This is a genomic window from Streptomyces sp. NPDC034103, from assembly GCF_055575395.1.
Genome location: NZ_JBVISS010000002.1, coordinates 56,313 through 70,352, shown reverse-complemented (window position 1 = coordinate 70,352; position 14,040 = coordinate 56,313). Strand labels below are relative to the sequence as shown.

General features: G+C 73.0%; 11 protein-coding genes and 2 pseudogenes. 6 read left to right on the top strand and 7 right to left on the bottom strand.

Translation table 11 applies throughout. From position 1 onward, the window contains the following. Positions 1–9: 9 nt before the first annotated feature. Both ACZ56U_RS03395 and ACZ56U_RS03390 read right to left on the bottom strand, forming a co-directional pair. A complete protein-coding gene (locus ACZ56U_RS03395; RefSeq protein WP_469082338.1) occupies positions 10–1,782 on the bottom strand; it encodes an ABC transporter ATP-binding protein in 1,773 nt (590 codons plus the stop codon). A gap of 73 nt (positions 1,783–1,855) precedes the next feature. Continuing rightward, complete coding sequence (locus ACZ56U_RS03390) at positions 1,856–2,713, bottom strand: aldo/keto reductase (protein WP_469082337.1); 858 nt, start codon at positions 2,711–2,713, stop codon at positions 1,856–1,858. Between the two features lie 323 nt (positions 2,714–3,036). Here ACZ56U_RS03390 and ACZ56U_RS03385 point away from each other — a divergent pair, with 323 nt between their 5' ends. Next, a complete protein-coding gene (locus tag ACZ56U_RS03385) occupies positions 3,037–3,930 on the top strand; it encodes a Gfo/Idh/MocA family protein (RefSeq protein WP_469082336.1) in 894 nt (297 codons plus the stop codon). Between the two features lie 6 nt (positions 3,931–3,936). Here the strand turns inward: ACZ56U_RS03385 and ACZ56U_RS03380 are convergent. The 3 genes and pseudogenes from ACZ56U_RS03380 to ACZ56U_RS03370 all read right to left on the bottom strand — a co-directional run bounded on the left by ACZ56U_RS03380 (position 3,937) and on the right by ACZ56U_RS03370 (position 6,275). Continuing rightward, positions 3,937–4,917: pseudogene (locus ACZ56U_RS03380) on the bottom strand (phosphotransferase enzyme family protein). After that, positions 4,917–5,285, bottom strand: a complete 369-nt coding sequence (locus tag ACZ56U_RS03375) for a hypothetical protein (protein ID WP_469082335.1) — start codon at positions 5,283–5,285, stop codon at positions 4,917–4,919. The pseudogene ACZ56U_RS03380 and the gene ACZ56U_RS03375 overlap by 1 nt, the downstream one beginning before the upstream one ends. A gap of 90 nt (positions 5,286–5,375) precedes the next feature. Next, a complete protein-coding gene (locus ACZ56U_RS03370; RefSeq protein WP_469082334.1) occupies positions 5,376–6,275 on the bottom strand; it encodes a GNAT family N-acetyltransferase in 900 nt (299 codons plus the stop codon). A gap of 220 nt (positions 6,276–6,495) precedes the next feature. On the opposite strand from ACZ56U_RS03370, the gene ACZ56U_RS03365 reads away from it, so the two are divergent. The 5 genes from ACZ56U_RS03365 to ACZ56U_RS03345 all read left to right on the top strand — a co-directional run bounded on the left by ACZ56U_RS03365 (position 6,496) and on the right by ACZ56U_RS03345 (position 12,683). After that, positions 6,496–7,611: a PP2C family protein-serine/threonine phosphatase gene (locus ACZ56U_RS03365; RefSeq protein ID WP_469082333.1), complete on the top strand. Its 1,116-nt coding sequence runs from the start codon at positions 6,496–6,498 to the stop codon at positions 7,609–7,611. A 252-nt stretch (positions 7,612–7,863) separates the two neighbouring features. Continuing rightward, the gene (locus ACZ56U_RS03360; protein ID WP_469082332.1) at positions 7,864–8,070 is read left to right on the top strand and encodes a hypothetical protein; all 207 of its coding nucleotides are present in this window, start codon (positions 7,864–7,866) and stop codon (positions 8,068–8,070) included. Between the two features lie 406 nt (positions 8,071–8,476). Continuing rightward, the gene (sthA, locus tag ACZ56U_RS03355) at positions 8,477–9,880 is read left to right on the top strand and encodes a Si-specific NAD(P)(+) transhydrogenase (protein WP_469082331.1); all 1,404 of its coding nucleotides are present in this window, start codon (positions 8,477–8,479) and stop codon (positions 9,878–9,880) included. 359 nt (positions 9,881–10,239) lie between these two features. Then, on the top strand, positions 10,240–11,712 hold the full coding sequence (locus tag ACZ56U_RS03350; RefSeq protein ID WP_469082330.1) for an APC family permease: 1,473 nt from the start codon (positions 10,240–10,242) through the stop codon (positions 11,710–11,712). 11 nt (positions 11,713–11,723) lie between these two features. After that, positions 11,724–12,683, top strand: a complete 960-nt coding sequence (locus ACZ56U_RS03345; RefSeq protein ID WP_469082329.1) for a hypothetical protein — start codon at positions 11,724–11,726, stop codon at positions 12,681–12,683. Between the two features lie 114 nt (positions 12,684–12,797). Here the strand turns inward: ACZ56U_RS03345 and ACZ56U_RS03340 are convergent. Next, positions 12,798–13,091 (bottom strand): annotated as a pseudogene (locus tag ACZ56U_RS03340) (proteasome subunit beta); the annotation flags it as partial. A 10-nt stretch (positions 13,092–13,101) separates the two neighbouring features. Beyond that, positions 13,102–14,037, bottom strand: coding sequence for a lysylphosphatidylglycerol synthase transmembrane domain-containing protein (locus tag ACZ56U_RS03335; RefSeq protein ID WP_469082328.1), 936 nt, complete (start codon positions 14,035–14,037; stop codon positions 13,102–13,104). Between the last annotated feature and the right edge of the window lie 3 nt (positions 14,038–14,040).

Here is a 14,040-nt window from a genome sequence, read left to right as displayed (position 1 = left end):
CGGGAGCGGTCAGGCGACCTGGCCCGCGTGCAGCGCGGTGTACGCCCCGCCCCGGCGCAGGAGTTCCTCGTGGGTGCCGATCTCCTGGATGCGGCCGTCACCCAGCACCACGATCCGGTCGGCGCCCCGCACGGTGGACAGCCGGTGCGCCACCACGAACGTGGTACGCCCCGCCAGCAGCCTGGCCAGCGCCTGCTGGACCAGCGCCTCGGAACGGGTGTCCAGTGCCGAGGTCGCCTCGTCCAGCACCAGCACCCTGGGGTTCCTGATCAGCGCGCGGGCGATGGCGAGGCGCTGGCGCTGCCCGCCGGACAGCCGGGCCCCGCGCTCTCCCACGAGGGTGTCCAGGCCCTGCGGGAGCCGGTCCACGAACTCCAGCGCGTTGGCGTCCCGCAGTGCCGCGCGCACCGCCTCCTCGTCGGCCTCGTCCTCCATGCCGTAGGCGACGTTCTCGCGGATCGTGCCGTCGAAGAGGATCGACTCCTGCGGCACGACCGACACGAACCGCCGGTAGGTGCGCAGGTCCAGGGTGTTCATGTCGGTGCCGTCGAGGAGCAGCCGGCCCGACGTCGGCCGGATGAAGCCGATGACGAGGTTGAGGACGGTGGACTTGCCCGCGCCGGACGCGCCGACCAGGGCGATGGTCTCCCCCGGCCGCACCGACAGCGTGACGTCGTGCACGGCGGGCCGCTCACCGGCCCCGTACGCGTGCCCCACCTGCTCGAAGGTGACGGCGCCGCGCACCTCGGCGACCTCGGACTTGCCCTCGTTGTCCTCCAGTTCCGGTTCCTGGAGGACCTCGCCGACCGAGCGGACCGACTCCAGCCCCTTGGTGATGACGGGGGCGAGGCCCGCCAGCGTGGTGGTGGAGTTGGTGAGCGTGGTCAGGAAGGCGCTGAGCATCACGACGTCGCCCGCGGTGACGCCCCAGACGTCGTAGTACGACACCAGCGCGGCGCCCGCGAGGACGAGCACGCCGACGACGTTCAGCACCACCCAGGCCAGCGAACCGAAGCGGCCGTTGACGAGGTCCAGGCGCATGCCGGAGGTGAGCAGCCGGTGCAGGGTGCCGTCCATGCGGCGCAGCGCCTTGCCCTCCAGGCCGTGGGCGCGGGTGACCGGAATGAGGCGGGTCATCTCGGTCACGCGGGAGGACAGGGTCTCCACCTCGTGCCGGAAGTGCTCGTTGTGGGTGCGCAGCCGGGCGCGCAGGCGGGCGACGACGAGCGCGGCGGCGGGCACGACGACCAGGAAGACCGGCAGGAACTCCGGTGTGCGGATGCCGATGATGACGAGTCCGCCGATGAGCACGGTGCCCGCGCCGAGCCCGGTCTCGGCGGTCTGCTGCACCATCTGCTCCACGGTCTCCACGTCCCGGACCACCTTGGCCTGGAGCACGCCGGCGCTGACGCGGGAGTGGTAGCCGATGGACAGCTGCTGCATCCGGGTGCACAGCGCGGAGCGCAAGGAGGTCCCCATGCGGCGCACGCTGCCGTACAGCAGGCGTACGTAGAGCAGGTGCAGGGGGTAGTTGACCAGCAGGATGAACAGGATGATCCCGGTGCTGAGCCAGAGTTCGGAGATCGGCCGGTGCTGCACGACGGTGTCGATGATGGTCGCGGTGATCAGCGGCAGCAGCCACACGGGGCTGTGCTTGACCGCGAAGACGCCGACCGCGCCGGCGAGGCGGTGGCGGTCGGCGCGGAAGAGGTAGGCGAGTGTGCGGACGGGATGCTCGCCTCGGTAACGGTGGTCGAGCGGTCTCTCCAACGGCGAGGCCATTGGCGGCGGTTCCTTCCGGGGGCCGGGTCACATGAGCTCTGGCAGACGCGCTTTCGCCGACCGTCGTCCCGGGTTACACCGCATCCAGTTCGGCGATCTCCGCGGCGGTGAGAGTCAGTTCGGACGCGGCCACCGAGTCCACGATCGTCTCCGGGCGGCTGGCGCCCGGGATCGGCACGACCACCGGCGACTTGGCGAGCATCCAGGCCAGGCACACCCGCTGCGGGCTCACCCCGTGCCCTTCGGCGATCCGGGCGAACGGCGCGTAGGCGGAACCCAGTTCGCGGGCCCGGGAGATGCCGCCGAGCGGGCTCCAGGGCAGGAACGCGATGCCGAGCTCGTCGCACAGCCGCAGCTCCGGCTCACTGGAACGGAACGCCGGGGACCACTGGTTCTGCACGGAGACCAGCCGTCCGCCGAGGATGTCCCGCGCCTGCCTGATCTGCTCCGGGTTCGCGTTGGAGATGCCCGCCTGCCGGATCTTCCCCTCGTCCAGCAGGTCCCGGATCGCGCCGACCGACTCGGCGTACGGCACGCGCGGGTCGGGGCGGTGGAACTGGTACAGCCCGATGGCCTCCACCCCGAGCCGCCGCAGCGACGCCTCGCAGGCCGCCTTCAGGTGCTCCGGGCTGCCGTCGAGGGTCCAGCTGCCGTCGCCGGGGCGCAGATGGCCGCCCTTGGTGGCGACCAGTACGTCGGCGCCCCGGTCGTGGGAGGCGAGGGCCTTGGCGATCAGGGACTCGTTGTGCCCGACCTCGTCGGCGTCCCGGTGGTAGGCGTCCGCGGTGTCGATCAGCGTCACTCCGGCGTCCAGGGCGGCGTGCAGCGTGGCGAGCGAACGTGCCTCGTCCGGCCGCCCCTCGATCGACATGGGCATCCCGCCCAGTCCGATCGCACTGACCTCCACGTCACCGATGCGTCGCGTGTGCATGCCTCGTGCCCTCTTTCCGGCTGTCGCGCGGGACGATGGGGTGCCCGCGTGCGGCAAGCGGTTCCACCTGCACGGGACGCACACCAGCCTGAACCCGCCCCACCCCCGCGGTCCAATAGAAGAACGCGAACGCATTCAGCAGCGGGAGGACTGAATCGCCCGCTCTCCGGGGCGCCGATCGGAACCGCGCCGTCCGGGACGCGACCGGACGCCCGGGTGCACGCCTTGGCAGCTCATCGACCTGTGCGGGCATTCCGGTTGCGCGGCCCGCGGTCCGTGGCGCACGCTCACCCTGGACCTTCGGGGCACGGAAAGGCGGGGGTATGCGTATCGGACTGCTCGGCACCGGTCCATGGGCCGAGGGGGCGCACGCGCCCGCCCTGAGCGCACACGGCGAGCTGGAGTTCGCCGGGGTGTGGGGCCGCCGTACGGAGGCCGCCAAGGAGCTGGCGGACCGGTTCGGCACGCGGGCCTACGACGACGTCGACGAGCTGATCGCCGACGTGGACGCCGTCGCGGTGGCGCTGCCGCCCGCCGTCCAGGCCGAGTTGGCGGTACGGGCGGCGCGCGCGGGCCGCCATCTGCTGCTGGACAAGCCGCTCGCGCCGACGGTCGAGCAGGGCCGGGCCGTGGTGGCGGCGGTGCGGGAGGCCGGTGTCGCCTCGGTCGTGTTCTTCACCACCCGCTTCCAGAGCGTGACCGAGGCGTGGATCACCGAACAGGCCGCCGCCGACGGCTGGTTCACCGCGCGGGCCGAGTGGCTCGGCGCGGTGTTCACCACGGACAGCCCGTTCGGGGCCTCGCCGTGGCGGCGGGAGAAGGGCGCCCTGTGGGACGTCGGGCCGCACGCGCTGTCGGTGCTGCTGCCGGTCCTGGGCGACGTACGACAGGTGGCGGCGGCCGCGCACGGCCCCGCGGACACCGTGCACCTGGTCCTGGAGCACACCGGGGGCGCGTCGAGCACCCTCACCCTGAGCCTGACCGCTCCGCCCGCGGCGGCGGGCGCCGCCGTCGAACTGCGGGGCGAGTCGGGGGTGACGCTCCTGCCGCGCAGCCCGGAAGGGGCGGTCCCCGCGCTGGGGCGGGCCGCGGACGCCCTGCTCGCCGCGGCGCGCACCGGCCGTCCGCACCCGTGTGACGCCGCGTTCGGACTACGGGTCACGGAGATCCTCGCGGCGGCCGAGCGCCTGCTGGGCGGCGACGGCGACCTCGGCTGAACCCGCTCAGCCGGCGAGGACGTCCGCGAGCCGCGCGACCGCGGCCGGATCCGGCAGGGAGACCAGCCTGTCGACGACCCTGGCGGCGGCGAACTCGCGCTGTCCCTCGGACACGTCAGGGTCGATCGCGCACTCCGCCTGGACCCGCACGAAGTTCAGCTCGGTGGCGAAGAGCATCGCGAACGCGTCGAGGCCGCCGACCACCGCCGGGCCCCCGGCGTCCCGGTAGACGCGCACGAGCAGCCGGGCCGACTCGGCCGAGAAGTCGTTCCGGCCCGCCCAGAAGTACACGGCGCGCGCGAGTTCACGGTCCGCCGCGACCGGCCCCGCGTTGTCCCAGTCGACGAGCGTCGGACCGGCCGGGCCGACCAGTACGTTCTGCGGCTGCATGTCGAGGTGGGACAGCACGACGCCGTGGGGACCCGACCGCGTGACGTGCCGCGCCAACGCCGGCACCCGGGTGTCGAGGAACCGCCCCAGCTCGTCCGCCCAGGGCACCCCGGCCTGGCGGATCCGCGGCTACAGAGCGGCCCAGTCCGCCTCCGCCGGGCACGTCTCGTACCAGTCGTCCGGGGTCTCGCGCGTGCCCTCCCCCGCCCGGTGCAGGAGGGCGAGGGTCCTGCCGCACCAGCTCAGGATCTCCGGGTCACACGGGTCCGCCTCGGTGCCGTCGACCCAGTCGTAGAGCTTCACATGGGATCCGCCGAACCGGGTCACGTACGCCCCCTCGCGGTCGGGCAGGAGCCTCGGCGCCGAGATGCCCAGGCGCTCCGAGGCGCCGCGCAGCGCGGCCTCCCGGCGGACCTGTTCCTCGTCGCAGCCGAAGAGTAACTCCTTCACCGCCCACGCGGATTCGCCGCCACTGCCGTCGCCGCCGTCGTCCCCCGACAGCTTCCAGATCTGTCCCAGCGCGCCGCGGGCCACGCGTGTCATCGTCCACGGTCCGGCGCCGAGCGCGTAGGCGTGGGCGATCAAGTCGCTCTGCATCAAGGTCCTTTCGACGGTCCCGGGACCCAAGGTCGCAGGGGCGGCGGCTGGTCGTCGAACGGTTTGTCGCTCCACCGGAACCAGGCGGCGTCGCCCTCGATGTGCAGCAGGAACTCGGGGACCGGGCCGTCGGGCGAGGTCAGTGACACCCGGCGGCGCACCTCGTCGTAGACCCGCTCCCACTCCTCGATCTCCTCCCCTTCCATCAGGGCGAGTTCGCGTGCGAACAGCTCGCGCAGCGGCGCGAAGGCGGGGGTGGCGCGGAAGCGGCCCGAGAGCCAGGGGAAGTCGGCGTCGTCGATCAGGATCTCCCCGATCGGCTCGTCACCGCTGTGCAGTCGCCAGACCTGGCCCTCGAACCCGCCCACTCCGCCTCCGTCACCCGCTGCCGGCTGTTCCGGACACCCTGCCATCCGGCACTGACAGCGGCGGCGTGCGCACCGCGCGACCTGCTTCGGCTACCCCGCGTCCACCGGGAGGTGGAAGTTGACCCGCTCCCGCGTCACGGGATAGCCGGCCTTCGCGAAGTGCGCGGCCATGGGGAAGTTGCCCTGGTCGGTCGCGCCGACGACCGCCTCGGCGCCCTGGGCGACGAGGAAGTGCGTGCACTCGGTCAGCAGGTCGTAGGCGTAGCCGTGGCCGCGCTGCTCGGGCACGACGCCGATGAACCCCACGATCGGGGACTGGTGGTTGCGTGCGGGGATGTGGATCCCCACCAGCTCTCCGTCCGGTGTCCGGGCGGTCTGCCACCACTCGCGCGGTGACGGGCACCAGTGGAAGAAGTCCAGCTCCTCCTGGGCGGCCCGGTCGGCGCCGCCCTCGGCGACGGCCTTGCGCGCGTGGGCGTCCAGGGTGACGGAGTGGATGCGGCGCAGCGCCTCGAAGAACACCGAGTCGTCGGGTTCCGGACCGAAGACCAGGCGCCCCGGTCGCTCGGGCAGGCCGCACTCGGGGGTCCAGCGGTAGGTGAAGCGCTCCACGAGAAGCTCGTACCCGGCCGCCCGTGCGGCGGAGAAGCGGGCCTCCACGGCGGCGCGGAGTGCCGGGTCCTCGCCCCAGCCGGGCGGCAGGCTGAAGTCGATGCCGACCTGCCAGGGGGCCGTCCGCAGGAGTTCGGTACCGGCCTCCTCCTCGCCCTCGGCGAAGTCGAACCGGTCCACGGTGAGGGGTTCGGTGTCCTCGGGCCCGCCCCACCAGGCGGCACGGGCGACGATCCGGCCGTCGCGCAGCGCCACCCGCTGCCAGTCGGGCCGGTGCCGGGTCAGCGGGTGCGCGGCGCGGACACCGAGCGGGTCGGGCAGGGAGTCGAACTCATGGGCGGTGCTGTCGTCGAGCTGGCGGATGACCAGTGCGGTCATGGATTCCTCCGGGATGCGTACTGCGGGGAGCGCTCCCGGGAAGCTCAAGGACGCACGCCGGGGACGACGGGAAGGGAGCGCTGGATGTCGGTGTACCGCACGGCACTCGCCTCCTTCCGCTCGTCTGGGGCGTGACATGCTCACGTTAAGGGCCCGTCCCGGCGGGCGTCCAGCGCTTTTCCGGCGTGCGGCGCGCCCCCGGTCGGTGGACCGTGGAGACGTGGGAGAGGCGCGGGTCACACGGGACCGCCGGGAGCGGCGCGGCTGGCTGCGCGGGGCACCGCCGCCCGGCTGGGTACGGGTGCTGCCACCGGCCCTGCTCGCGGCGGTCTGCGCGGCGACCCTGACCAGCCCCGAACCCCTGGACATCGGCTTCGTGCTGGGCGCCATCCCGCCGCTGGCCGTGCTGTCGTACGGCCCGGTGGCGACCGCGCTCCTCGGCGGCCTGGTGGTGACCGTGCTGGTCGTCCCGGCGTTCCGGCTCAACGACCCCGGGACCACCGATCTGCTGACCGTCGCCTTCGTCGCCGCGCTGAGCGTGCTGGTGTCCTTCGTCCGCAGTCACCGGGACGCCCAGCTGGACACCGAGCGGGCGGTCGCCGAGGCCGCCCAGCGTGCCGTGGTGCCGCCACTGCCGGAACGGGTGGGGCCGGTGGGGTGCACGGGGCTGTACCGGGCGGCGCAGAGCGGGACGCTGGTGGGCGGGGACTTCTTCGACGTGCGCCAGGGACCGGGCGGTGTGCGCGCGGTGATGGGGGATGTGCAGGGACACGGGTTGTCGGCGGTGGCGACGGTCGCCTCACTGCTGGGGGCGTTCCGGGAGGCGGTGCTGGACGAGCCGGGTCCGGAGGCGGTGGTGGCGCGGCTCGACCGCCGGCTGGAGGTGGACTCCGCGGACGTGCCGCACGCCGAGCTGTTCGCCACGGCGGTGGTGCTGGAGTTCGCCGCCGACGCTCGGGAGGTGCGGATCGTGGTGTGCGGGCATCCGGCGCCGCTGCTGCTGCGCGAGGGCCGGGTGCGGGAGCTCGCGGTGCCGGCGGGGGTACCGCTGGGGCTGGGGCTGTCCGGGACCGGTGCCCCGGCGGGGGTCACCGTGCCGCTCCGGCCTGGTGACCGGCTCTTCCTCGCCTCCGACGGGGTCTCCGAGGCCCGCGGGGCGGACGGCGCCTTCTACCCCCTGGCGGACCGGCTCCCCGGCTTCGCCGGCGCCGAGCCCGCGGACCTGGTGGAGCGGGTGTGGCGCGATCTGACGGGGTACTGCGGGACCGTCCTGGACGATGTGACGATGCTGGTCCTCAGTCCCCGGGTGAACGTGTCCTCCGAAGCAGGGGCGTGACGGCCGGGACCATGAGCGGCGTACGAGGGTGAGCAGCCACGTGTACGACGGTGAGCAGCCGGACGACGGTCGCGCCGGTCGACACGCTCCGCCGACGCCCCACACGCAGAGGCGGGCGCACCCCTCCGTCCCGGCCCCGCGGTCTCCCGACGAGGGCCCTCGGCACCCCGACGGGGTCCCCTCGGGATGCACACGGCGCTTCCGGGGTGAATGGTGATAGCGGACCCGCTGACGACCCGAGGAGCAGAGATCATGCCGACGTCACAGCCCGACGCGTCCGGGCCGTCCGAGGACCACGCGACCCCGGACGCCCTGCTCCACACCCGTACCGGCACCGAGGTGTCGCCCGAGGACGTGGTCCTCGCCGCAGGCCGGGACCTGACCCCCCAGAATCTGGAATGGGCCCGGCGCAAGCTGGAGGCCGAGGGACCGGCCGCTCTGGAGAAGCTGCTGCCCTGAGCCCTGTCGGGCCCGGTCCCGGCCGGGCCCCTCGGGCGGCGCCCGTCCCGCCGGGTGCCGTCACTTCGTCGCGTCCTCGTCCGGGCACACGCCGCCAGGCCGGCACCGGCGTCCGCTGGACCAGGGTGTCGGCGCCGCCCCACCTGCTTGCCGGTGTCGCCGTCGAGGTCAGGCGTCACCGGCGTCCGCCCGGACCGGGCGCGGCCTTCCCACGGCCACGGGGTGGAGCGCGGCGTCCAGCAGGACCACGGGCGCGCAATCCCCGTCCCCCACGGCTGCCGGCGACAAGCCCGAGGTGGGAACGCCCCCGCAGACCGGCCAGGTCCGGACGCGGCGGGCGGCGGACACGGCGTGCCTGCCGGTTCACCCTTCCGAACCGGGCACCTGGGCTGCCAGACTGCGGAGGGTGCCCGACTTCGACATGCTCGTCATCGGATCCGGTCCGGGTGGCCAGAAAGCCGCCATCGCCGCGGCCAAGCTGGGCCGCCGCGTGGCCGTCGTAGACCGCCCCGACATGGTCGGCGGGGTCTCCATCCACACCGGCACCATCCCCTCCAAGACCCTGCGCGAGGCGGTGCTGTACCTCACCGGTCTCACCCAGCGCGACCTCTACGGCCAGAGCTACCGGCTCAAGGAGGACATCACCGTCGCCGACCTGACCGCCCGCACCCAGCACGTGGTCAACCGCGAGGTCGACGTCATCCGCAACCAGCTCTCCCGCAACCACATCGCCCTGTACGCCGGCACCGGCCGTTTCGTCGACGCCCACACCGTCGCCCTGCGCGAGCCGACCGGCCACGAACGGCTGATCAGCGCCGAGCACATCGTCATCGCCACGGGCACCCGGCCCGCGCGCCCGGACAGTGTCGAGTTCGACGGCCGGACCATCATGGACTCGGACAACGTCCTCGCCCTGGAGCGGGTGCCGCGGTCGATGGTGATCGTCGGCGCCGGGGTCATCGGCATGGAGTACGCCTCCATGTTCGCCGCGCTCGGCAGCAAGGTCACCGTGGTGGAGAAGCGTGCCGGCATGCTCGACCTGTGCGACGTCGAGGTGATCGAGTCGCTCAAGTACCACCTGCGGGACCTCGCCGTCACCTTCCGCTTCGGGGAGACGGTGGCCGCGGTGGAGCGGCACTCCCGGGGCACGCTGACGATCCTGGAGAGCGGCAAGAAGATTCCCGCCGACGCGGTGATGTACTCGGCGGGGCGACAGGGCCTCACCGACGACCTCGACCTCGACAAGGCGGGACTGACCGCGGACCGGCGCGGCCGGATCACGGTCGACGAGCACTACCGCACCGAGGTGCCGCACATCTACGCCGTCGGCGACGTCATCGGCTTCCCCGCGCTCGCCGCGACCTCGATGGAGCAGGGCCGTGCGGCGGCCTACCACGCCTTCGGGGAGCCCGTCGGACGGATGCACCAGCTCCAGCCGATCGGCATCTACACCATTCCCGAGATCAGCTTCGTGGGCCGGACGGAGGATCAACTCACCGAGGACAGCGTGCCGTTCGAGGTCGGCATCTCGCGTTACCGGGAGTTGGCCCGGGGGCAGATCATCGGCGACTCGCACGGCATGCTGAAGCTGCTGGTGTCTCCCACGGACCGCACTCTGCTGGGCGTGCACTGCTTCGGCACCGGCGCCACCGAGCTGATCCACATCGGTCAGTCCGTGATGGGCTGCGGCGGCACGGTCGACTATCTGGTCGACGCCGTCTTCAACTACCCGACCCTCGCCGAGTCCTACAAGGTCGCCGCCCTGGACGCCACGAACCGACTCCGCCAGATCGACCGCATCGGCGACTGAGGGACCGGCCCCCGGACACCCTGGTCGAGGGTGCCGCGTCGCCCGACTCGGCCCGCGTCCGGCGCAGGACGGTCTGCGCTCTTGGTGCTTCGTCAATGCCCCTGAGCTGCGGCGCAGTTGGATGCGGGAGATTACCCTCCGGTCAATCTTGAAAGGAGATCCGGTAGGGCTATCATCACTCGCACACACGGTGTGACCGTCTGCCGACGCTGTGCTGAACGGTGTCCGCCGCCCCCCATGTGCCGCTTCTGACCGAGGCCATCCCTCTTCCGTCCGAGGCGGGCTCCACCCCCCACACCCCCCTACGCCGTCGGGGCCTGGTCGTCCCCGCGTCGTGCATGACGGAAAGCAGCTTGAGCATGAGCAACAGCAGGGGCAGAGGGCTGCAGGCCAACGCCCTCGGCATGTTCGACACAGTCGTGATGGCGGTCGCGGGCAGCGCCCCGGCCTACTCGATCGCCGCGACCACCGCGGTCCTGGTCGGCGCGGTGGGCCTCGCCAGCCCGGCCGCGCTCCTGTACTGCGCGATCCCCATGCTGGGCATCGCGCTGGCGTTCAGCCGTCTCAGCCGTATCGACGTGAACGCGGGCGCCAGTTACTCGTGGGTGGGCCGCACGCTCCACCCCTTCCTCGGCTTCCTCAGCGGCTGGGCGCTGGTGGTGTCGGCGACCATCTTCATGGTGGCCGGCTCGCTGCCCGCCGGGGCGATGACGCTGGCCCTGTTCGACGAGGGGCTCGCCGACGACACGGCGTCGTCCACCCTGGTCGGCGCCGTCTGGTTCGTGGTCATGCTCCTGGTGGTGCTCGGCGGCGCCCGGCTCACCGTCCGCGCGCAGCTGCTGATGTCCGGCGTCGAACTCGCGATACTCGCCCTCTTCGCGGTCCTGTCCTTCTTCCACACCGACAACGCCCGTGCCTTCGACTGGTCCTGGCTCGGTCTCGGCCAGTTCGACGGCATGGCCGGGTTCGCCTCCGGCGCGCTGATCGCCGCGTTCTACTACTGGGGCTGGGACGTCACCAGCAACCTCAGCGAGGAGACCCGCGACAGCCGTCGCACGACCGGACTGGCGGGCCTGATCGGGGTCGGCGTCGTCTTCCTGCTGTTCGAGGTGTTCACCATCGCCGTGAACGTCGTGCTGTCCTCGAGGCAGGTCCATGAGAACGAGGCCAACGTGCTGGCGGTGCTCGGTGAGGAGATCTGGCCGGGCTGGGGCGGCCAACTGCTCGTCGTCGCCGTGATGTTGTCCACCATCGCCACCCTGGAGACCACGCTCATCCAGGTCACCCGCTCGCTGTTCGCGATGGGCCGTGACCGTACGATGCCGTCCGCGCTGGGCCGGGTGCACCGCGAGTGGAACACGCCCTGGGTCGCCATCGCCGTGGTCGGCGGGGTGGCGCTGGTGCTGTTCATCGCCTCCAACGCCCTGGGCACGGTGGGTGACATCCTCTCCGACGCGATCTCGGCGATCGGACTGCAGATCGCCGTCTACTACGGTCTGGCGGGTCTCGCGGCCGTCGTCGCCTACCGCAAGATGCTGCTGAGGTCCGCGGCCGACCTCGTCCTCGGCGGGCTGTGGCCGCTGCTGGGCTCGCTGTTCATGTTCTGGGTCTTCGTGGAGTCGCTCGGCGAACTCAGCTCCGCGGCGGTCACGATCGGCGTCGGCGGGCTGGCCCTCGGCCTGTTCCCGATGCTCTGGTACTGGAGGAAGGGCAGCGACTACTACCGGCCCGCCAGGCTGGACGCCACCCGCACCGTCGAGGTGGACTACGTCCCGGGCGGGGTCGTGCCCACGCAGTCCCGTGTCCACGAGGGTCTCCCGACCGACTTCTGAGGGGGATCACGATGGCGCGAGACCGCTTCGCCCCCGACTTCGACCCCGACTGCGGGGACCTTCCCCTCACCACGGCCCGCCAGGACATCGTCATCGGGCGCTGGCAGGGACTTCGGGAACTGCTGCGGGCGACCGGCCCCGACTGGCCGGTGCGCGGGCACCGGGTCCGGCTGCTCGCCCAGGCCTGCGCGGGCAGTTCGACGGTGGAGTCATGGCTGGCCGCCGAACCGCACAGCCCCGACGCGCTGGTGCTGCGGGCGGCCACCGAGACGGCGCGGGCGTTCAACCTGGCGATCGCCGCGGGCCGCGGGGTGCCGATCGACCAGCACCGCGTCGACACCGCGGTGCTGGCGAGTCTGCGGGCGGCCGAGGCCGACCCGGACGACCCGACCCCGTGGATCTCGCTGATCTCGGTGGCCCGGCTCTACCCGGCCGGCGTCCGCAGGCAGGAACTGGCGCGCTGGTGGGACGAGTTGCACCGGCGCGACCCGTACAGCGTGGAGGGCCATCTCCAGGTGCTGCACTACTACTCGGCCCGCTGGCACGGCACCCACGGTCTGATGTACGACTTCGCCCGCGACGCGGCCGGAGTGGCACCGCCGGGGTGCGCGCTTCCGGTGCTGGTGCAGTACGCCCGCGTCGAGGAGTACCGGTTCGCACTCGACGCGGCCAAGGGGCGGCAGTCCTCGGTGGGTCTCGCCCAGCACTGGAGCAACGACGGTGCCGCGAGCGACGTACGCCGCACCTGGGAGCGCTGGCTCAAGGACCGGCCTCCGGGCGAGGTCGCCCCCGCCGAGCTGCGCGACCTCAACTACCTGACGCACGCGGCCTGTCTCGCGGATCTGCCGGACATCGCGGGACCGCTCTTACTGATGCTGGGGCGGCGGGCGACCCGGACGCCCTGGTCGTACACCGGCGATCCGGACAAGCAGATCGTCAGGTGGCGCAAGGAGGTGGGACCGCGGATCTGACGGGCTGCCCTCCGACCGGGCTCCGACAGACCCCGGTGGTCCGCCGACGGGCCCTGCGACCGGGCATCCACCAGGACCCCGGCTCTCCGCTCGACGGACCCCGCGCCCCGTCGGTCAGGGCGTGGCCGTCGGGCCGTCCGGCCGGGACCGGCGGTGCTCGACCATCTCGCGGGTGACTTCCTCCGTCTCCGGTTCGGGCAGGCGCTCGAAGCCGTCCTCGTGATGACCGAGACGATCGGGAGGATCCGGCAGTTGAGGTCCGGGCCGCCGGTCGCGAGGTCGTCGTCCGCCGCGTCGTACAGCGGCCTGGAGGGCGGCGAGCGCTGCGTCGCGGCGGGACATCCCCCGGTGGAACAGCTTCTTCAGCGCGCCCCGGGCATAGGGCGAGCCGGAGCCCTCGGCGTGGAAGCGCGTCCCGTCACAGCGCCTTGCGCCGCACCAGGACCGCGAGCACCATCAGGCCCGGTACCAGCGGCAGCCACACCGTCAGCAGCCGGTAGCCGAGGACCGCGGAGGCGGCGGCGGAGCCCGGGGTGCCCGAGACGGTGAGGGCGAGGGCCAGGGCCGCGTCGAGGGAGCCGAGCCCGCCGGGGGTGGGCAGCAGGGCGGCGGCGCTGCTGGCGGCGAGGTAGAGCAGCGCCACCCGGACCGGGGGCAGCGGCAGGGCCACGGCCTGGGCGACGGCGATCAGGACCACGGCGTGCAGGGCGGTGAAGGCCAGCGAACCGCCCCAGAGGGCAGCGGCCCGGGGCGGGTTGGCGTGTACGGCCCTGATGTCGGCGACCACGACCGTGAGGGCGCGCCGGCACCGGGACCGGGTCAGCAGCACAGCCAGGCATACGGCGGCCGCGAGCACGGCGGCCAGGATGCCGGCGGAGGGGCGCGGGAACCGCAGCACCCCGGGGCAGACCACCGCGAGCGCCACGATCAGGACGGTCCTGACGACCCCGGCGGCGGTGCCCTTGACGGCGAGGGCGCTCGCGGCACGGCCGGCGGAGAGCCCGCACCGCATCAGGAAGCGGAGGTTCACCGCGCCCGCGCCGAGTCCGGCGGGCAGCAGGTGGTTGGCCGCGCTCGCGGCGAACTGCGTGGCCACGAGCCGCCCTTGGGGCAACCGCCGCACGACCGACCCCTGTTGGGCGAGTGCCGCGCAGACCCAGGTCGCCGCGGCGGCCGTGGCGCCCACCAGCAGCCAGCCCTGGTCGGCGACCGCGAGGCGCACGGCACCGCGTTCCAGCACCGGCCAGTGCCGGTGGGCGAGGCAGGCCGCGCCGACCAGGACGGCGAGGGTGAACGCGGTGTGCCAGTAGAGGCGTCTTCGGCCGGGGGCGAGGAGGACCCGCTCGGTCGTCATGCC